The following is a 17055-nucleotide window of genomic DNA, read 5'->3' on the forward strand; positions in this document are numbered from 1 at the left end:
GGGGTGGTGAGGTAAGATTCACGGCCATTGGCTTTCGCCCCGTCACGGAGCGCTCTCCAGTGAGCCAACCCAAATTCATGTTCAAACAAAGGAGTTACCCATGGCCAGAGGGGTGAATAAAGTCATCTTGATCGGCAATGTCGGCGGCGACCCGGAAACCCGCTACATGCCCAATGGCAATGCGGTGACCAATATTACGCTGGCCACCACCGACAGCTGGAAGGACAAGCAGACCGGCCAGCAGCAAGAGCGCACCGAGTGGCACCGTGTCGTGTTGTTCGGCAAGGTCGCTGAAATCGCTGGCGAGTACCTGCGCAAGGGCTCGCAGTGCTACATCGAAGGCCGCCTGCAAACCCGCGAATGGGAAAAGGACGGCGTCAAGCGCTACACCACCGAGATCGTGGTTGATATGGGCGGCACCATGCAGCTGCTCGGCGGCCGTGGTGGCAGTTCCGACGATGCGCCGCGTCAATCCCAGCCGCGTCCGCAACGCGAGCCGCAACAGCAGTCGCGCCCGCAGTCTCAGCCGCAGCCAGCTCAGCAGCCGGCACCGGACTACGACAGCTTCGACGACGATATTCCGTTCTAGAGTTCTCTCCATGCGAATGCGCCTGATGCTGTTGGGCGGCGGCAATGCCCTGGGTCAGGCGCTCATCCGCCTCGGCGCCGAGGAAGATATAAGCTTCCTCGCACCGCGCCCGCCCGACCAGGGTTGGGACGCGCCCAGCCTGACCAAATTGCTCGACGACAATCGTCCGGATGTCGTGATCAACCTCGCCTATTATTTCGACTGGTTTCAGATCGGCCATGTCGATGAAGCCGTGCTTGCCCATCAGGAGCGAGCGGTAGAGCGGTTGGCAGAGCTGTGTCAGCATCACGAGTTCGTACTGATGCAGCCGTCCAGTTACCGCGTGTTTGATGGGGCTCGTACCACCGCTTACAGCGAGAAGGACGAAGTGGCGCCGCTGGATGCGCGCAGCCGTGCGCTCTGGCGTATTGAGCAGAGCGTTCGCGCGCTCTGCCCGCGACACGTTCTGCTGCGGTTCGGTTGGTTGCTGGACGATAGTTCGGACGGTTTACTGGGGCGGTTTCTGCAGCGTCTCGAACAGGACGAGGAGCTGTGTCTTGCTGATGACCGCCGTGGCAATCCGACCCCTGTCGACGATGCGGCGCGTGTCATCCTCGCCGTGCTGAAGCAACTAGACTGTCGGGCGCCGCTGTGGGGCACCTATCATTATGGCGGGCACGAGGCGTCGACGCCGTTGGTGGTCGGCCAGGCGCTGCTTGCCGAGGCGGCCCACCATCGTCAGTTGAAAATCGATAGCCTGACCGCGGTCGCGCACGCAAGCTGTCCAGACGCTCAGGACGAGCCGCAGCATGGTGTGCTGGCCTGCAAGAAAATATTCAATACTTTCGGAATCAAGCCGCGCGCCTGGCGTACCGGATTACCGAGCCTGCTGGAGCGATACTATCGTCATGGTTGAGTCACCGATTCTGGTTACCGGGGGCGCCGGCTTCATCGGCTCGAACCTCGTCGATGCATTGGTTGCTCGCGGCTATGCGGTACGGGTGTTGGACAACCTGTCCACGGGCAAACGCAGCAACCTATCGGACGCTGCAGGCTTGGACTTTATCGAAGGCGACGTCGCCGACGCGCAGGTCATGCGGAGGGCTGTTCGTGGCGTCCGAGCCGTGGTGCATCTGGCTGCCGTGGCGTCGGTGCAAGCATCGGTCGATGACCCTGTGGGCACGCACCAGAGCAATCTGGTCGGCACCTTGAACCTGTGCGAGGCAATGCGCGAGGAAGGTATTCGCCGCGTCGTCTTCGCTTCGAGCGCTGCCGTCTACGGCAACAATGGCGAAGGGCAAGCCATCGATGAAGAGACGCCGAAGGCACCGCTGACGCCCTATGCGGCGGACAAGCTCGCCAGCGAGCACTACCTGGATTTCTACCGACGCCAGCATGGGCTGGAGCCGGTCGTCTTCCGGTTCTTCAACATCTTCGGTCCTCGCCAGGATCCTTCATCGCCGTACTCCGGGGTGATCAGCATTTTTACCGAGCGTGCGCAGAAAGGCCTGCCGATCGCGGTGTTCGGCGACGGCGAACAGACCCGCGATTTCCTTTACGTCGGCGATCTGGTCGAGGTGTTGGTGCAGGCGCTGGAGAGCACGGAACTGGAGGCGGGTGCGATCAATGTCGGACTCAATCGCGCCACTTCGCTGAACGAGTTGCTGGCAGCTATTGGCGATGTACTGGGCGGTCTGCCGCCGGTCAGTTACCAGGCGGCGCGAAATGGCGATATCCGCCACTCGCGAGCCGACAATGCACGCCTGCTGCAGCGCTTTCGGTTGCCGGAGCCAGCCACCGATATGCGGATGGGGCTGGCGAAATTGCTGGATCGCTAACAAAGGATCACGAAATGACAAAGGCGCCCTAGGGCGCCTTTGCTTTGTTCAACGATCCGGTGGTTCCGGTTTCGTCAGAACTTATAGCCGAGGCCGACCATGTAGACCATCGGGTCGACATCTACGTCGACCTTCACCTTGGCTCCGCCATAGCTCGTTGTGCCAGTCGTGTCGATATCAATATAGCGAACCTGAGCGTTGATCATCACGCTCTCGGTCAGCATGTAGTCCATGCCCATCTGGGCCGCCAGGCCCCATGAATCTTTCATGTCCAGCCCGTTGAAGCCTTTGCCTTCAGCCTCGCTGGTGAGTTTGTCGTCAAAGAACCATGTGTAGTTGATCCCTGCGCCGACATAAGGCTGGAACGCGGACTTATTGTCGAGCGGGTAGTAAATGACGCTGAGGGTTGGTGGCAAATGCTTGAGTTCGCCCAGCTTTCCGTTCAAACCTGCAAACGCGCCAGGCATTCCTGAAACACCAACGTCGTGGGTGAAGGGGCTTGCAGCGAGCAGCTCAATACCGATTCTATCGGTCACCATATAAGCGAAGTTCAAGCCCAGTTGGGTGTCGCTATCGAGGGTGGCCTTTGTTCCCGCGACGCTAGTCGAAAGCGCACCTACATAGATATCGCCACTGTCTTCACGCGGATCAACGGTGATCGCGCCGGCGCGCAGGATCACATCGCCTGCCTGATGGGCCTGGGCGAAGGGGGCGGCGAGTGCGACGGCCAGCACTGAAGCGGTAAACAGGGTCTTGCGCATAATGAGCTCCATCGAGACGTGATCTGTTGCGTTGGAGCCATGGTAGGGCGCGATGCGCTGCCAAATTTGATCCAGCTCAACGAAACGCTCCGCTTTGTCTGGGCTGCGACGTATTGCCCTGGGTTGCCTTCCTTTGTGCACCTAGATGATAATGTTTCTCTTTCGAGTTTGACCTTCGTCTGCAAGGATCCATTAATGCAAGCCCTTATCCCCCGCCTCTTGGCGGTCGCCGTGTTGCCATGCTGCGTTCAGCTTCACGCAGCTCCGCTGGATGCTGCACTGGACGAAAGTCAGCGTCTGGCAGCGGAGGCCAAGGCATCTCAAGCACGCATCGAGCAGCTCGACGATGCCACCCGGCAGATGCTCAACGACTATCGCAACGCTGTGCAGCAGGCGGAGGCGCTGGAAGCCTATAACAAGCAGCTGACCGAACTCACCGCGGGGCAACGTAAGGAACTCGAAGGATTTCAGCGTCAGCTGGACAGCATCGAGCGCACCCAGGAGGCCGTTGCGCCACAGATGGGGCGGATGATCGATGTGCTCGAGGAATTCATCGCGGCGGATCTGCCGTTCCTTCCCGACGAGCGCGCCGACCGCTTGGCCAGCTTGCAGGACATGCAGGCGCGCGCGGATATCAGTCTGGCCGAGAAATACCGTCGAATCCTCGAGGCTTATCAGATCGAAAGCGATTACGGCAGAACGCTGGAAGCCTGGCGCGGTGAGCTGCCGGTCGAGGGCGGCAGCCGTAGCGTCGAATTTCTGCGTCTGGGACGGACGATGCTCTATTACCAGACGCTCGATGCGCATGAGAGCGGCTGGTGGAATCCCCAGGCCGGTGCGTGGGAGACGCTTGATGCAAGCGCACGCCGGCCAATCACCAAGGCAATAGCTATTGCGCGCCAGCAGCAAGCGCCCAGCTGGCTCGAGCTGCCGGTGAAGACCCTGGCCAAGGAGGCGGCGCAATGAAACGTTTATTGACTCTTTTGCTGATCGGCTTGTTACCGGCGCTTGCTCAGGCAGCCGAACCGCTGACCCCGGATCAGCTGCTGCAACGCATTCGCAGCGAGCGCGCCGCGGAAGTCGAAGCCATGCAGGCGCGTGAGCAGGCGTTTGTCCAGAATCGCAGTGAGCAAGCGCAACTGCTGGCGCGTGCAAACGCCGCGCTTGAGAAGCAGAAGGCCGAAGCTGAGCGTCTGAAAGCCGAGTTCGATCGTCAGGAGGCCGAACTGGCCGAGCAGGAAACACTACTGGCACAGCGGGTTGGCCATCTCGGCGAGCTGTTCGGCGTGGTTCGCCAGAGCGCAGGTGATGTCGCTGGCCAGTGGCAGGACAGCCTGCTCAATGCCCAGTATCCGGATCGACTGGCGCGGCTGAAGGCGCTGGCCGAAAGTCGTGCGCTTCCGTCCGCAGAAGATCTGGATGGCTTCTGGATGACCTTGCTCGAGGACCTCGCCGCCAGTGGGCGAGTCGAGCGTGTTGAGCTACCGGTCGTGGGCGCCGACGGTCAGCGCAGCGTTGAATCGGTGCTGCGGATCGGTGCTTTCTCCGTCTTCACCGATGATGCCTTCCTGCGTTACGACAGTGATGCCGGCGAGCTCCTGGCTCCGGCACGGCAACCTGCCGGGTTGGGCTTGGTCGATGATTACCTGAGCAACAGCGACGCGCTGGCTACCCTCCCGATCGATCCAACCCGCGGCTCGTTGCTTGCACAGCTGCAGCGCCAGCCGCAGCTATGGGATCGGGTACAGCAGGGCGGTCTAGTCGGCTGGGTCATTTTGGTGCTCGGCGCCATCGGCCTGCTGTTGGCGATCTGGCGCATGTTCTACCTGACTGGTGTCGGGCGCGCTGTGGGTCGGCAGATGAATGAGCTGAACAAGCCGCGTGATGACAATCCGCTGGGCCGCATCATTGGCGTCCTCGGACCTAAGCCGCAACTGTCCGATCTGGAAACCCTCGAACTGAAACTCGACGAAGCGATTCTTCAGGAAACGCCGCCGCTGGAGCGTGGGCAGCCGCTGCTCAAATTGTTGGCCGCCGTCGCGCCGCTGCTCGGGTTGCTGGGTACCGTGACCGGCATGATCGTGACCTTCCAAGCCATCACCCAAAGCGGTGGCGGTGATTCGCGGCTGATGGCCGACGGCATCTCCCAGGCGCTGGTGACTACGGTGCTGGGGCTGGTCGTGGCGATTCCGCTGTTGTTTCTGCATAGCTTGCTGGCCAGCCGCAGCAAGGCGCTGATTCAATTGCTGGAACAACAAAGCGCCGGCCTGATCGCGCTGCATCTGTCGGGAACACCGCGTCGTGACTGATCTGCACGGTAGCTGGCTGCGTCTGGTCGACAGCGGACACGCGCTGCTCGACTTCATGGCTGCGGGTGGCGTGGTGATGTGGGCGCTGGCCGCCTTGTGCGTGCTCTACTGGACGCTGGTGTTCGAGCGCCTGTGGTTCATGCGCCGGGTCTTTCCGCGCTGGGCCGAGACACGTCGCCAGGCTTGGGCGCGGCTGGGCGATGAGCCCGGCAGCTGGCAGCGCGCGGTACGCAGTACTTGGCTGGCTCAGGCCCAGCAGCAGCTGTCTGGCCCTTTGCGGATGAGTAAGACACTGGTGGCGATGTGTCCGCTGCTCGGCCTGCTTGGCACCGTCAGCGGCATGATCGCGGTATTCGATGTGCTGGCGCTCAACGGCACCGGCAACCCTCGTGGCATGGCTGCGGGCGTCTGGCAGGCGACCCTGCCGACAATGGCTGGCATGGTGCTGGCCATCACTGGACTGTTCAGCCTGGCGCGCCTCGAGCGAATCGCGCGACTGGCTCTCGACCGGCTGGCCGACCAGCTGCGTCACGATTGAGGATTACTGGATGCGTATGCGTCGTCACCACCAGCAGGAAGAAGACACCGGCATCGACCTGACGCCGATGCTCGACGTGGTCTTCATCATGCTGATTTTCTTCATCGTCACCAGCTCCTTCATCAAGGAGTCCGGTGTCGAGGTTCAACGCCCGCAGGCCGATACCGCCAGCGCGCAGGACAAGGGCAACATCCTGATTGCGGTAACGGCTGAAGGTCAGGTCTGGATAGATAAGCAGGCGGTGGATGTACGCAGCGTGCGTGCGCATGTCGAGCGCATGCGTGTCGATCAGCCTGAGGGCGCCGTGGTGGTGCAGGCCGATCAGGATGCGCGCACCGGGCTCGTGGTTCAGGTCATGGATCAGGCGCGTCTGGCCGGGGTCCGGGACGTGGCGCTCGCTGCCAGTTCGGGAGTGCAATGATGGTCCGCGGGCTGGGCCGGGTCGGGTTGTCCTTCGTCGCCGCTTGTGTGGTGGCGCTGCTGTTGTTCGCCTTGATGTTGAGTATGGTTACCCCGCCGCGCAGTGAGGTGGCAGACGATCCTGTGGCGATCGCCAACTTCGTGCGCATGGACAGCCGCAACGAAAGCGCCTCGACTCGTTCGCGACAGCAGGCTCCAGAGCCGCCGCAACCGAAGACACCACAACCGCCAACCCCGCCCACGCCGAGCACGGCCAGCCCAAGTGCCAACCTGCCGAAACTCGACCTGCAATTGCCGAACATCGACAGCGGACTGTCCGTCGCCAGCGCGCCAGCGCCGAGCCTGAGCGGCCTGACCGCGGCGGCACCGGCCGCAACGCCGGCTCCTGCGCCCACTGCGGCCGCGGTCGCGGATACGGCGGCGCAGTCCGGCGGCCCAGAGCAGGAAGTCATGCCGCTGAACGATGTCCGCCCCGAATATCCGTACCGCGCGCGCCAGCGTGGCATCGAAGGGCATATCAAACTCGCCTTCACCATCACGGCTGCGGGCAAAGTCGAGAACATCCGTGTTCTGGAGGCCTCGCCACGCAATGTGTTCGATCGTGAAGCGCGCCGTGCCGCCGCGCGCTGGCGTTTCGCGCCGCGTACCGAAAACGGCGCGGCGGTATCGCGTGAAGCGGTAAAAACTCTGCACTTCCGCCTGCAAGGAGAACGCTGACATGCCTCGTTTGCTGCTGTTGATCTCATTGTTGTTCGCGGTCTCGACGCAGGCCGCCCAGACCATCGACCCGCTGGTGTTCAAGGCGCTTGAGCGCGCGCAGACCGCGCAGGAAAAAGGCGATTACAGCGCCGCGCGAAACGCGCTTACGCAAGCCGAGGCCAAAGTCGGCAGTGTCGAAGAGGCGCTGTTGTGGCGCAGCCGGGCTTATCTGGCCTGGGCCGAAGGCAACAACCGCCAGGCGCTGGAGTTGCTCGACAAGGCGATCACGAGCGGCAAACTGGACGAGGCGATGCTGCCCAACGAGCGGCTCAATCTGGCGAAACTCAATCTAATCGAGCGACGTTATGCCAAGGTGATCAGCCTGCTGGGTTCGCCGGCCCAGGCAAGCGAGGAAGTACTGCAAATGCTGGTGCAGGCCTATCAGGGTCTTGGCCAGCACAGTAAGGCGTTGCCGCTGGCCGAGCGCTATGTGCAGGCCAACCCCAACGCGGCGGATACCTGGCTGCAATTCCTGGTTGCTGGCAATGCCGAACTGAAGCGTTACGAGACAGCCGAGCGTTGGCAGCGCAAGTTGTTGTCGCGCCATCCGGACGAGGCCAATATCTGGCGTCAACTGGCCGGGCTGCAGCAGATGGCGGGTGATGAGGACAAGGCGCTTGCCACGCTGCGTGCCGCGCATGCCAAGGGTCTGCGTTTCAGTGAATCGGAGCTGGATAATTTGGTGCTGCTTGCCAGCGCTGCGGATCAGCCCTGGCAGGGTGCCAAGCTGCTTGAAGGCATGCTTGAGTCGCGTTTGTTGGCGAGCAATGCCAGCCGTCAGGAGCGCTTGGGCATGCTCTGGTGGCAGGCGCGCGAGCGCGCGGCCGCTGTGACGATCTATCGTCAGCTGGCCGCGCAGACGGCGAGCGCCAAGTTCTGGATGAATGTGGCTCAGCTGGAGCTTGAGCAGGCCCGCTGGCAGGCCGGGCTCGATGCGCTGAAGCAGGCCGAGCGTGCTGGGGCAGAGCGGCGCCAGGTACGTGCCTGGCGTGAATGGGCCGAAGGTGAGCTGAGTTTCGAGCGCGAGCGTCAGATCGCACGCGTCAACTGAGGCATAAGCGGGTTATCTAGTAGGGTGCGCCGCGTCCCCAGGAAGCGGATAGCGCTGCTTACTTATTCCAGTTCGTAGAAATAGATCTTCTCTGCCGACATCCGATACCCGGCTTCGGCCAATTCGCTGCTGGCGTGCTCGACGCTAAGCGGACCTTCGATCCAGAAGGGCTGATAGAGCTGATCGACCTTCACACCCAACTCGCTGGTGGCATGCACGATCTGGTTCGAAGGTGGCGGTGGGACGTGGATGCACGCACCGAAATAGGGCACCAGTAGGAACTCGGTAACGCGACCGTCTTCACTCATGTCCAAGGGCACGATATAGCCCGGCAGCTTGGCCTGAATGCCATCGAGCGCATCGACTACCGGTGCCGCAGGTGACTGTTGCGCAGCGGCTGGACCGGTTTCGGCAGCCAGCGCATCGGCCAGTTGCGACATGTCGTGCATCGCGACGGGAGGCGGGGGTGGGGGTGCGTCGGCGGGAATTAGGTCCGACCACTGCAACTCGCGCACCTCGGCGATTGCGAGATTGGCCGCAAGGGTGAGCAGGACAGCAAGCAGCAGATTTGGCACGGGCATCCTCATAATCGTATCGACAGGCCATCGGCCAGCGACTGCCGGTAAGCACGCCAGGCCGGCACGCTGCCCATCAGCAACCCGGCCAGCAGTATCGCGGCAAGCAGCGACCATTCATAGGTGCTGGGCCAGGCCAGCGGCATGTAAAGACCGTATTCGGCTTGCAGTGGCGTTTGCGCCACGGCGATGGCCACATAGAGCAACAGCAGCCCGAACAGCACACCAGCCAGCGCCAGGCTGAAGGCCTCGGCGGCCAGCAGGCCGCCGATATGCCAGGGCCGAGCGCCCACCGAACGAAGGATTGCCATCTCCCGGCGCCGCTCGTTGAGGCTGGTCAGGATCGCCGTCAGCATTCCGATGAGCCCGGTCAGCACGACGAACAGCGAAACCACGAACAGTGCCTTTTCCGCCGTGCCCATCAGGCTCCAGAGCTCTTGCAGGGCCACGCCGGGCAGGATGGCCAACAGCGGCTCGCCGCGATACTGGTTGATCTCGCGCTGCAGGGTAAAAGTCGCGATCTTGCTGTTCAGGCCGAGCAGAAACGCGGTGATCTGTTGGGGTTGCAGCGTGAGCTGGCGCGCCTGGTCGGCATCGATGCGGGCAGCGCCCCGCGCCGGCATGCCGTTCTGCCAGTCGACGTGCAGCGCTTCCATACCGGCCAGGTTGATGTGCAAGGTGCGATCAACCGGTGTCCCAGTGCGTTGCAGGATGCCCACCACACGGAACGGTTTGTCGTCGTGCTTGATCAGGCTGACCGTCGCGACTCCGTGTGCCAGCACCAGCTGTTCGTCCAGCGTGTAGTCCAATGCACGCGCGACCTCGGCGCCAAGGACCACTTCGAAGGGATCGTCGGCAAAGGCCCGGCCTTCGGCAAGTTGCAGGGGGTGCTTGCGGCCGTAGCGGTAATGTTCGAAATAGTCGGCGCTGGTGCCCATCACGCGATAGCCACGGTGGGAGTCACCCAGCGAGATGGGAACCGCCCAGTCCACCTGGGGATGCTCGGCGAAATGCTCGAAGCTGCCCCAGCGAATGTTGTTGGTCGCGTTGCCGATACGAAACACCGAATACAGCAATAGATTCACCGAGCCGGAGCGGGCGCCGACGATCAGATCGGTGCCGCTGATGGTGCTGGCAAAACTGGCGCGGGCTTCGGTGCGCACGCGCTCGACAGCCAGCAACAGGCACACCGACAGGGCGATGGCGAACACCGTGAGCAGGGCGGTAAAGCGGCGATTGATCAGGCTCGCCAGGGCCAGGCGCAACAGGTACACGATCAGGTCTCCGCGGCGCGGCTGGCGCGGTTGAGGTCGCTCAGCGACAGGCTGCGGTCGAACAGCGGCGCCAGGCTTTGGTCATGGCTGACGAACAACAGGCTCGAACCGGCTTCGCGGCATTCGGCGAACAACAATTGGAGAAAGGCCTCGCGGCTGTCTGCATCCAGTGCCGAGGTGGGTTCGTCGGCGATTACTAGCTCGGGTTGGCCGATCAACGCACGCGCAGCAGCAACACGTTGCTGCTGTCCGATGGATAGTGCTTCGGCGCGTCGTTCGAACAACGCTTCGGATAATCCAAGATGCACTAACAGGCTCGCAGTCGCCTGCGCAACGCTACCGTGACGCTGACGGGCACGCTCGGCACGCAGTGTCGAAAAGCGGCAAGGCAGACTCACATTTTCAGCGACCGAAAGAAATGGCAGCAGATTGAACTGCTGAAAGATATAGCCGGTGTGATCGACTCGATAGCGATCCCGTGCACCGGAAGACAGCGTGGCGAGATCCGAACCGAGCAGGCGAACCGTTCCGCGCTGGGCTTTCTGCACGCCGCCTATCAGGCCGAGCAGTGTAGTTTTGCCGCTGCCGGACGGTCCTTTGAGAAACAAACTCTGGTTTCGCCCCAGTTCGAATTTGGGAATGTCGAGCAGCTCCGCTTGGTCTGGCCAGGCGAAACCGAGTTCGTTGAGTTCGAGCAGTGGAGCGGTCATTGAGTGTCTGGGTCGTTACGGGCGATTCGGGAGTTTACTGGCTCATGATCGGGTTGCGGCAGGCCGCGCCGGGTCAGAAGTCCAGCTGTGGATGTTCAGTAGTCAGCTGCGCGCCGCGCTGGCCGTTCGGACCGATCAGTTGTGTCTGGATCTGCTCGGTAGCCGGAAAGGCTTCAAACAGCCTCTGCAGATTTATTCCCTGCAGCGCCTCGGGATTCGAGCAGTCATAGCGGTAGCGAGCGTGAATGTCGCTGTGCTGGCTGTCATGGTCGTGATGTTCATGCGCGTGCTCAGCCGTTTCGGCGTTTGAGTGGAACAGCGGGCTTTCCAGCTCGACCGTTTTCAACGCGCAGCTGGCGGACGCAGGTAAACCAAACAGTGCGGCTGGCTGTTCCAGCTGCTTGCGCGCGTCAGCAACCTTGCGATCGTCCGCTGCGCTGCCCGGCGCATGCTCGAAACCGACCAAGTTCATTGCCGGGCTGCGCAGTTCGATGTCCAGCTCAGCGCGTTCCAATGCGACATCCAGCTCCGCCGCGCCGTGTACATGGGCGTCCAGGTTGCCGTGTTGATGATCAGGTGCCGGATGTGCCTGGGCGAGGGTGGATAAAAGGATGAGGGGTAGTGCGAGTGAAAGGCGATGCATGGCAAGCTCCCGGCTTTGAAGTGGTTACGTTATAACAAATGCGTGCCAAGACTGGCCAGCCCGTCGAAAGTCATGTGACCATGCCGTGGCTTTTCGGGAGATGAAAGATGATTCGAATTCGTGGGCATATCGGTGAGTTGCCGGTGGATCTGAGTGTGGAACTGGATGAACAGGATTGGGCGCAGCTGGCGCGGCAGCTGCCGGCGAGCGCCAATGTGCAGAGTATGCAGGCAGCGACCGAAGACGGCATCGATCCGCACTGGCTCGGCGCTCAGCAATTGTTACGCGATGTGGGGCGGATGGAGGGGCCGCAGCTGTTGGCCGAGCTGGAAGCCCTGAGCGGCAGCGCGCAGGCGGCGAAGCGCCTGCTGGTGCGCCTTCGCCACAATGCTCAAGTCAAGGTGCAAAGCAGCGCCGACGCACCGATCTACAGTTGGGTGGGCGAGGGGGATTGATTGCTCAGAGACGACTTGCCTGAAAGGTGTCGCAGCGGCCCGGCTCGCCACTGTCGAAGCCGGTACGGAACCACTTCACCCGCTGCGCCGAGGTGCCATGGGTGAAGGCATCCGGCACGACGCGTCCCTGGCTCTGTTTCTGCAGGTTGTCGTCGCCGATGGCATTGGCCGCGTTCAGCGCTTCCTCCAGATCGCCTTCTTCGAGCCAATCATGGCGCTGCTGCGCATGGTACGCCCAGACACCCGCGAAGCAATCGGCCTGCAGCTCCTGGCGAACCAGCAAACCGTTGTCGCCTTCCATGCGGGCACCACGCTGGCGTGCGGCCTGCATCTGCTGTGAAACGCCTAGCAGCGTCTGCACGTGATGCCCCACTTCGTGAGCGATGACGTAAGCCTGGGCGAAATCCCCTGCCGCGGAGAAGCGTGAGGCCATCTCGTCGAAGAATTGCAGATCAAGGTAAACCTGACGGTCGCCCGGGCAGTAGAAGGGTCCGACCGCAGAACTGGCGAAGCCACATGCCGAATTGACACCGCCACGGAAGAGCACCAGCGTCGGGTCGCGGTACTGCTCGCCGGATTGCTGAAACAGGGCGCGCCAGGTGTCTTCGGTATCACCGAGGATCGCCTGGACGAAGGCCACTTGCGGATCGTCGCCGCGCGCCGGTGTGTCGCTCTGCTGAGTGGGAGCCTGACCTGCCTGGTTCGCCAGCTGGCCAAGAATCTGCAGCGGATCCTGGCCAGACAGCAATCCGATCACGACCACCACCGCCACTCCCGCCAGACTCAGACGGCCGCCACCGATGCCGCCGCGTCGGCCGCGGGCATCCACCACGTTGTCACTGCGCCGTGCTTTCTTCCAACGCATACATGAGTCCTTCTACCAGACAGTGCTGGTGGATAGACCCCTCGTGCGGGTCGCTAATTCAGCCGGCAGCTTGCGCTTCGTCTGTTTTCGCTCAGCGCACCGGGTAGTGGGTGAGCACCGATTCGTCGCCGCTTTTGCTCAAGCCGATCACCTTGTAGGCATCCTTGCGGTCGCCCATTTCCATACCTGGAGAACCCATGGGCATGCCGGGCACGGCCGCGCCGATCAGATCCGGCTGAGCGCGAAGCTTGAGAATATCGCTGGCGGGCACGTGGCCTTCGACGAATTTGCCGTCGATCACGCCGGTGTGGCAGGAGCCCAATCGGTGCGGAACCCCAAGCTTGGCTTTGACCGATGCCATGTCGGTTTCGACGTGATCGGTCACTTCGAAGCCGTTTTCCTCCAGATGCTTGATCCAGGACTTACAGCAGCCGCAGTTGGCGTCGCGGTGCACATCGATGGCAATGGGCTCGGCTGCCTGAGCGAGGCTGGCGAAGAGAGCGGTAGCGAACAGGAGACGGCGCATGGGGAGTTCCTCCGGGCGGGATTCGCGGCAGCATACCGCCAAGACGTAGCCGTGCCCAAGTATCGGCCTGTGTGCAAATGTCGCAGTTTCGAGCGCATTGGTTTAGTTGTGGGGCGAACCAAAGCGGGGCGTTTCGGTCCGATGACCACTGTGGTGCGCAGTCGCGATCAGGAGAGCTTTCGATGCGTTTTGCCCGTTTCGTTCTGATTGTTCAGGCCGTGGTCATGATTGGTTTGAGCCTGGCTTATTGGCTGCGGCCTTATGAAATGGCCAATCTGAACGGGATGCTGCTGATGGAGACCGCCTCGGTCAGCCATATGCGCGTCTATTACGGTGGGTTGCAGTTGGGACTGGCGCTGTTTCTGCTCTGGGCCATGCGCGCGCCGGAGCGTGTCCGGGCGGCGCTGACGATGCTGGTGATCACCATGCTGGCGCTGGTTGCAGGGCGGCTTGGATCGTTGTGGCTGGACGGCGGTGAGTTGATCGGTTTCGACCTGGCCTCGTTGATCTATCGGGTAGGTGCCGCGTTGCTCGCTGCAGTCGCGTTGCTGCTGATGCGCGAACGCTCGGTGGGTGTGCCTGTTGCCGAACCAGAATTGGACCCCCGGCCCAAACGGCCCCCGATCGATGACGGGCCGCCCAAGCCGTTTCGCCTGGGTGACGGACCAGCGGCGCCAGCCGACCCTGAGCCTGCGTCAGGCCTTGAGCCGTTTCGGCGGGGTGATCCAGACGGCCCATCGCTGGAAACGACGCCGGATTCGCCCGTCAGATAACCAGTCCGCAGCGTTGCTGCTGGGTTCAGGCGTCAGCCGCGGCGCACCAGCAGCACGCCCGATTCCATATGGTGGGTATAGGGGAACTGGTCGAACAGCGCGCAGCGTTCGATGCGATGAGTGTCGTGCAGCTGGGCGATGTTCTGCGCCAGCGTCTCTGGGTTGCAGGAGATGTAAAGGATGCGCTCGAAGCGACGAGTCAGCTCACAGGTATCCGGGTCCATGCCGGCGCGCGGCGGGTCGACGAAGACGCTGCCGAAATTGTAACTCTTCAAATCGATGTCGGCCAGCCGGCGGAACGGGCGTACCTCGTTCAGCGCCTGGGTCAGCTCTTCGGCGGAGAGGCGCACCAGGCTGACGTTGTCGATGCCGTTATCGTCGAGGTTGTGCAGGGCGGCATTGACCGAAGACTTGCTGATCTCGGTGGCCAGTACCTTGCGCACGCGGGTGGCCAGCGGCAGGGTGAAGTTGCCGTTGCCGCAGTAGAGCTCCAGCAGGTCCTCGTCGCGCTCGCCCAGGGCATCAAAGGCCCAGTTCAGCATCTTCTGGCAGACCTCGCCGTTGGGCTGGGTGAAGGCGCCTTCCGGTTGGCGATAGCGGAAGGTGCGACTGGCCACCACCAGTTTCTCCTCCACGTAATCGCGACCGATGACGATGCGCTTGCCCTTCGAGCGGCCAACGATGCTCGCGCCCAATTCCTCGCTCAACTGCCCGGCTGCGGCCTGCCAGGCCTCGTCCAGCGGCCGATGATAGGCGAGGGTGATCAACGCGTCGCCGCTGAGCGTGGTCAGGAACTCTACCTGGAACAGCTTGAAACTCAGCGTCTCGCTGGCCATCCAGGCGGCTTTCAGTTGCGGCATCAATTCGTTGATGCGGCGGCTGGCGATGGGAAAGTCGTCGATCAGGATCGGCGTGCGGTTGTCGCCCGGCTCGAACATCGCGTAGTGGCGCTGGCCGTCTTCACGCCACAGGCGAAACTCGGTGCGCAGCCGGTAATGCTCGCGCGGTGAGTCGAAGACCTCCGGCGCTGGCGCTTCGAAGGGCGAGAGTAGCTCGACCAGCCGGGCGGTCTTCTCGGCGAGTTGGGCGTCGTAGGTGGCAGAGTCGAAGCGAAGATGAGTCATGGTGGCGGCCGTTGCGTGGTGGCCGCGGCGTGTCCGCGCGGCGATCAATGACGAAGGCTGGGCTCGCGCCCACCGATGGGGGCGCCGATTGTACGGTCGTAGGGCGGTGTTGTCAGGCGCTGCACGGGCTCCGGTTACGAGTGGAAGGTGGGCTGAAGCCCACCCTACTGCCTCCGGAAGACGCTCGTAGCTCGTAGAACGACCTACGCATATGCGGCTGGTACTCAGCCGTTGAAAAAGCCGAGCTTGATCACGAACAGAATCGACAGGATCCACATTGCCGGGCTCAGTTCGCGCCAGCGGCCGGCCAGCAGTTTGACGGCGGTCCAGGCGATGAAGCCGAAGGCGATGCCGTTGGCAATGGAGAAGGTCAGCGGCATGGCCAGGGCAGCAACCACGACCGGCGCGGCGACGGTCATGTCGTCCCAGTCGATGCCGGCCAGGCTGCTCATCATTAGCACCGCGACGAACAACAGCGCGGGCGCCGTGGCATAGGCAGGCACGGCGCCCGCCAGCGGCGCGAAGAACAGGCTAAGCAGGAACAGCAGAGCCACCACGCAGGCGGTCAGGCCTGTGCGTCCACCGGTACTGATGCCGGCCGCCGACTCAATGTAGCTGGTGGTGGTGGAGGTACCCAGCGCGGCACCGGCCATGGTTGCGGTGCTGTCGGCCAGCAGCGCGCGGCCAAGGCGCGGCATCTTGCCGTCCTTGTCCAGCAGGTTGGCCTTCTGCGCCACGCCTATCAGGGTGCCGGAGGTGTCGAACAGATCGACGAAGAGGAAGGCGAAGATCACGCTGATCAGCCCGATGTCCAGCGCGCCGGCGATATCCAATTGCATGAAGGTCGGCGCCAGCGATGGCGGCATCGAGACCACCGCATCCAGCTCCGACAGTCCGAGCAGGATCGACAGTCCAGTGACCAGCAGAATGCCGATCATCACCGCGCCGGTGACCTTGCGATAGGCCAGCGCGGCGATGACGAAGAAGCCCAGGCAGGCCAGCAGCGGGCCGCCGGCGCTGAGGTCGCCCAGGCCCACTAGGGTGGCTGGGTTGTCGACGACGATGCCTGCATTCTTCAGCGCGATGATTGCCAAGAACAGGCCGATACCTGCCGCGATGCCAGCGCGCAGGGGCAGGGGAATGCTGTGGATGATCCACTCGCGGATCTTGAAGATCGACAGCAGAAAGAAGATCACACCGGAGAGGAACACCGCACCCAGCGCCGTCTGCCAGGTGTAGCCCATGGTCAGCACCACGGTGTAGGTGAAGAATGCATTCAGCCCCATGCCCGGCGCCAGTGCGATCGGGTAGTTGGCCAACAGCCCCATGATCGCCGAACCGATCGCACCCGCCAGGCAAGTCGCGACGAACACCGCGCCATGGTCCATGCCGGCTTCGGCAAGGATGCTCGGGTTGACGAAGAGGATGTAGGCCATTGTTAGAAAGGTGGTGATACCGGCCAAAAACTCGGTGCGCAGCGTAGTGTTGTGCGCTTTGAGTTGGAACAGCTTCTCCAGCATGGTGAATCCCCTTGTGTGCCGGTCGTGGCCTGGCGGTTGGGTGATGTCTGCCTCTCGGGGCAGTCTCGCTACAGCAAAGCCTATAAGCGGGTTACTCGCCAAGGCGGCGCATCTTACACCGGCCCCGCAGCGGGTTGAATTTCCCATTGCATGACCCGCGGGTTCCCAGCTGGCGCATCGATGCCGTTCACCCTTGCGGGCATTCGCTCACGGGTCACTCCGTCATTGCTGAACGTTCTTCCCGCCCGGGCAGTCGTACCTCCTAGGCGCACGGACAGCGCACCAGATGCCTGAAGTCTCGGCGAACCTGCACAGAACAGGTCGCGGATGACTCCCAAACCGTGAG

General features: G+C 62.5%; 20 protein-coding genes. 11 read left to right on the forward strand and 9 right to left on the reverse strand.

Annotated features, from left to right (window positions below; translation table 11 throughout):
• Nucleotides 1-100 precede the first annotated feature (100 nt).
• From NA645_RS17090 to NA645_RS17100, 3 genes are read left to right on the forward strand one after another with little or no spacing between them, the layout of a single operon-like run.
• A complete protein-coding gene (locus tag NA645_RS17090) occupies nt 101-589 on the forward strand; it encodes a single-stranded DNA-binding protein (RefSeq protein ID WP_131651924.1) in 489 nt (162 codons plus the stop codon).
• 10 nt (nt 590-599) lie between these two features.
• Complete coding sequence (locus NA645_RS17095; RefSeq protein ID WP_256049938.1) at nt 600-1484, forward strand: sugar nucleotide-binding protein; 885 nt, start codon at nt 600-602, stop codon at nt 1482-1484.
• Nucleotides 1477-2406, forward strand: coding sequence for an NAD-dependent epimerase/dehydratase family protein (locus tag NA645_RS17100; RefSeq protein ID WP_256049939.1), 930 nt, complete (start codon nt 1477-1479; stop codon nt 2404-2406). Before NA645_RS17095 ends, NA645_RS17100 begins: the two co-directional genes overlap by 8 nt.
• Nucleotides 2407-2480: 74 nt before the next feature.
• On the opposite strand, the gene NA645_RS17105 is transcribed toward NA645_RS17100, so the two are convergent.
• A complete protein-coding gene (locus tag NA645_RS17105) occupies nt 2481-3167 on the reverse strand; it encodes an OmpW/AlkL family protein (protein ID WP_256049940.1) in 687 nt (228 codons plus the stop codon).
• Between the two features lie 195 nt (nt 3168-3362).
• Between NA645_RS17105 and NA645_RS17110 the strand changes: the two genes are divergently transcribed.
• The 6 genes from NA645_RS17110 to NA645_RS17135 are packed head-to-tail and all read left to right on the forward strand — an operon-like array spanning nt 3363 to nt 8244.
• Nucleotides 3363-4133, forward strand: a complete 771-nt coding sequence (locus NA645_RS17110; RefSeq protein ID WP_256049941.1) for a DUF3450 domain-containing protein — start codon at nt 3363-3365, stop codon at nt 4131-4133.
• The gene (locus tag NA645_RS17115) at nt 4130-5476 is read left to right on the forward strand and encodes a MotA/TolQ/ExbB proton channel family protein (RefSeq protein WP_256049942.1); all 1347 of its coding nucleotides are present in this window, start codon (nt 4130-4132) and stop codon (nt 5474-5476) included. The genes NA645_RS17110 and NA645_RS17115 overlap by 4 nt, the downstream gene beginning before the upstream one ends.
• Nucleotides 5469-6014: a MotA/TolQ/ExbB proton channel family protein gene (locus NA645_RS17120; RefSeq protein ID WP_256049943.1), complete on the forward strand. Its 546-nt coding sequence runs from the start codon at nt 5469-5471 to the stop codon at nt 6012-6014. Before NA645_RS17115 ends, NA645_RS17120 begins: the two co-directional genes overlap by 8 nt.
• A 10-nt stretch (nt 6015-6024) precedes the next feature.
• Nucleotides 6025-6435, forward strand: coding sequence for an ExbD/TolR family protein (locus NA645_RS17125; protein ID WP_131651917.1), 411 nt, complete (start codon nt 6025-6027; stop codon nt 6433-6435).
• A complete protein-coding gene (locus NA645_RS17130; protein WP_256049944.1) occupies nt 6435-7151 on the forward strand; it encodes an energy transducer TonB in 717 nt (238 codons plus the stop codon). Before NA645_RS17125 ends, NA645_RS17130 begins: the two co-directional genes overlap by 1 nt.
• A 1-nt stretch (nt 7152) precedes the next feature.
• On the forward strand, nt 7153-8244 hold the full coding sequence (locus NA645_RS17135) for a tetratricopeptide repeat protein (protein ID WP_256049945.1): 1092 nt from the start codon (nt 7153-7155) through the stop codon (nt 8242-8244).
• Nucleotides 8245-8306: 62 nt separating this feature from the next.
• Here the strand turns inward: NA645_RS17135 and NA645_RS17140 are convergent, their stop codons facing one another.
• The 4 genes from NA645_RS17140 to NA645_RS17155 all read right to left on the reverse strand — a co-directional run bounded on the left by NA645_RS17140 (nt 8307) and on the right by NA645_RS17155 (nt 11446).
• On the reverse strand, nt 8307-8819 hold the full coding sequence (locus NA645_RS17140) for a DUF3299 domain-containing protein (protein WP_256050016.1): 513 nt from the start codon (nt 8817-8819) through the stop codon (nt 8307-8309).
• An 8-nt stretch (nt 8820-8827) separates the two neighbouring features.
• The gene (locus NA645_RS17145) at nt 8828-10093 is read right to left on the reverse strand and encodes an ABC transporter permease (RefSeq protein WP_256049946.1); all 1266 of its coding nucleotides are present in this window, start codon (nt 10091-10093) and stop codon (nt 8828-8830) included.
• A 2-nt stretch (nt 10094-10095) separates the two neighbouring features.
• Nucleotides 10096-10803 carry an ABC transporter ATP-binding protein gene (locus NA645_RS17150; protein ID WP_256049947.1) on the reverse strand — a complete coding sequence of 236 codons (708 nt, stop codon included), beginning with the start codon at nt 10801-10803 and terminating at the stop codon, nt 10096-10098.
• A 73-nt stretch (nt 10804-10876) separates the two neighbouring features.
• Nucleotides 10877-11446: a DUF2796 domain-containing protein gene (locus NA645_RS17155; protein WP_256049949.1), complete on the reverse strand. Its 570-nt coding sequence runs from the start codon at nt 11444-11446 to the stop codon at nt 10877-10879.
• A 107-nt stretch (nt 11447-11553) separates the two neighbouring features.
• Between NA645_RS17155 and NA645_RS17160 the strand changes: the two genes are divergently transcribed.
• The gene (locus NA645_RS17160; RefSeq protein ID WP_256049950.1) at nt 11554-11901 is read left to right on the forward strand and encodes a hypothetical protein; all 348 of its coding nucleotides are present in this window, start codon (nt 11554-11556) and stop codon (nt 11899-11901) included.
• Nucleotides 11902-11905: 4 nt separating this feature from the next.
• Here NA645_RS17160 and ypfJ read toward each other — a convergent pair whose 3' ends face one another.
• Complete coding sequence (gene ypfJ / locus NA645_RS17165; protein WP_256049951.1) at nt 11906-12766, reverse strand: KPN_02809 family neutral zinc metallopeptidase; 861 nt, start codon at nt 12764-12766, stop codon at nt 11906-11908.
• 91 nt (nt 12767-12857) lie between these two features.
• The gene (locus NA645_RS17170; RefSeq protein ID WP_256049952.1) at nt 12858-13292 is read right to left on the reverse strand and encodes a DUF411 domain-containing protein; all 435 of its coding nucleotides are present in this window, start codon (nt 13290-13292) and stop codon (nt 12858-12860) included.
• Between the two features lie 182 nt (nt 13293-13474).
• Between NA645_RS17170 and NA645_RS17175 the strand changes: the two genes are divergently transcribed.
• Nucleotides 13475-14065 (forward strand): DUF4345 domain-containing protein, encoded by a 591-nt coding sequence (locus NA645_RS17175; protein ID WP_256049953.1) that lies wholly within the window; start codon nt 13475-13477, stop codon nt 14063-14065.
• A gap of 32 nt (nt 14066-14097) precedes the next feature.
• Here NA645_RS17175 and trmA read toward each other — a convergent pair whose 3' ends face one another.
• Both trmA and NA645_RS17185 read right to left on the reverse strand, forming a co-directional pair.
• Nucleotides 14098-15189 carry a tRNA (uridine(54)-C5)-methyltransferase TrmA gene (trmA, locus tag NA645_RS17180; RefSeq protein WP_256049954.1) on the reverse strand — a complete coding sequence of 364 codons (1092 nt, stop codon included), beginning with the start codon at nt 15187-15189 and terminating at the stop codon, nt 14098-14100.
• A gap of 224 nt (nt 15190-15413) precedes the next feature.
• Nucleotides 15414-16709 (reverse strand): NCS2 family permease, encoded by a 1296-nt coding sequence (locus NA645_RS17185; RefSeq protein ID WP_256049955.1) that lies wholly within the window; start codon nt 16707-16709, stop codon nt 15414-15416.
• Nucleotides 16710-17055 lie beyond the last annotated feature (346 nt).

It is taken from the genome of Stutzerimonas stutzeri, assembly GCF_024448955.1.
GTDB classification, from domain to species: domain Bacteria; phylum Pseudomonadota; class Gammaproteobacteria; order Pseudomonadales; family Pseudomonadaceae; genus Stutzerimonas; species Stutzerimonas stutzeri_AQ.

What these genes read in the sequence shown, in the direction of transcription:
- NA645_RS17170 (WP_256049952.1), bottom strand. Translation starts at nt 13,292, where the DNA reads ATGCGCCGTCTCCTGTTCGCTACCGCTCTCTTCGCCAGCCTCGCTCAG.
- NA645_RS17090 (WP_131651924.1), top strand. Translation starts at nt 101, where the DNA reads ATGGCCAGAGGGGTGAATAAAGTCATCTTGATCGGCAATGTCGGCGGC.
- NA645_RS17175 (WP_256049953.1), top strand. Translation starts at nt 13,475, where the DNA reads ATGCGTTTTGCCCGTTTCGTTCTGATTGTTCAGGCCGTGGTCATGATT.
- NA645_RS17100 (WP_256049939.1), top strand. Translation starts at nt 1,477, where the DNA reads ATGGTTGAGTCACCGATTCTGGTTACCGGGGGCGCCGGCTTCATCGGC.
- NA645_RS17115 (WP_256049942.1), top strand. Translation starts at nt 4,130, where the DNA reads ATGAAACGTTTATTGACTCTTTTGCTGATCGGCTTGTTACCGGCGCTT.
- NA645_RS17095 (WP_256049938.1), top strand. Translation starts at nt 600, where the DNA reads ATGCGAATGCGCCTGATGCTGTTGGGCGGCGGCAATGCCCTGGGTCAG.
- NA645_RS17150 (WP_256049947.1), bottom strand. Translation starts at nt 10,803, where the DNA reads ATGACCGCTCCACTGCTCGAACTCAACGAACTCGGTTTCGCCTGGCCA.
- NA645_RS17135 (WP_256049945.1), top strand. Translation starts at nt 7,153, where the DNA reads ATGCCTCGTTTGCTGCTGTTGATCTCATTGTTGTTCGCGGTCTCGACG.
- NA645_RS17160 (WP_256049950.1), top strand. Translation starts at nt 11,554, where the DNA reads ATGATTCGAATTCGTGGGCATATCGGTGAGTTGCCGGTGGATCTGAGT.
- NA645_RS17185 (WP_256049955.1), bottom strand. Translation starts at nt 16,709, where the DNA reads ATGCTGGAGAAGCTGTTCCAACTCAAAGCGCACAACACTACGCTGCGC.
- NA645_RS17105 (WP_256049940.1), bottom strand. Translation starts at nt 3,167, where the DNA reads ATGCGCAAGACCCTGTTTACCGCTTCAGTGCTGGCCGTCGCACTCGCC.
- NA645_RS17110 (WP_256049941.1), top strand. Translation starts at nt 3,363, where the DNA reads ATGCAAGCCCTTATCCCCCGCCTCTTGGCGGTCGCCGTGTTGCCATGC.
- NA645_RS17125 (WP_131651917.1), top strand. Translation starts at nt 6,025, where the DNA reads ATGCGTATGCGTCGTCACCACCAGCAGGAAGAAGACACCGGCATCGAC.
- NA645_RS17130 (WP_256049944.1), top strand. Translation starts at nt 6,435, where the DNA reads ATGGTCCGCGGGCTGGGCCGGGTCGGGTTGTCCTTCGTCGCCGCTTGT.
- ypfJ (WP_256049951.1), bottom strand. Translation starts at nt 12,766, where the DNA reads ATGCGTTGGAAGAAAGCACGGCGCAGTGACAACGTGGTGGATGCCCGC.
- trmA (WP_256049954.1), bottom strand. Translation starts at nt 15,189, where the DNA reads ATGACTCATCTTCGCTTCGACTCTGCCACCTACGACGCCCAACTCGCC.
- NA645_RS17155 (WP_256049949.1), bottom strand. Translation starts at nt 11,446, where the DNA reads ATGCATCGCCTTTCACTCGCACTACCCCTCATCCTTTTATCCACCCTC.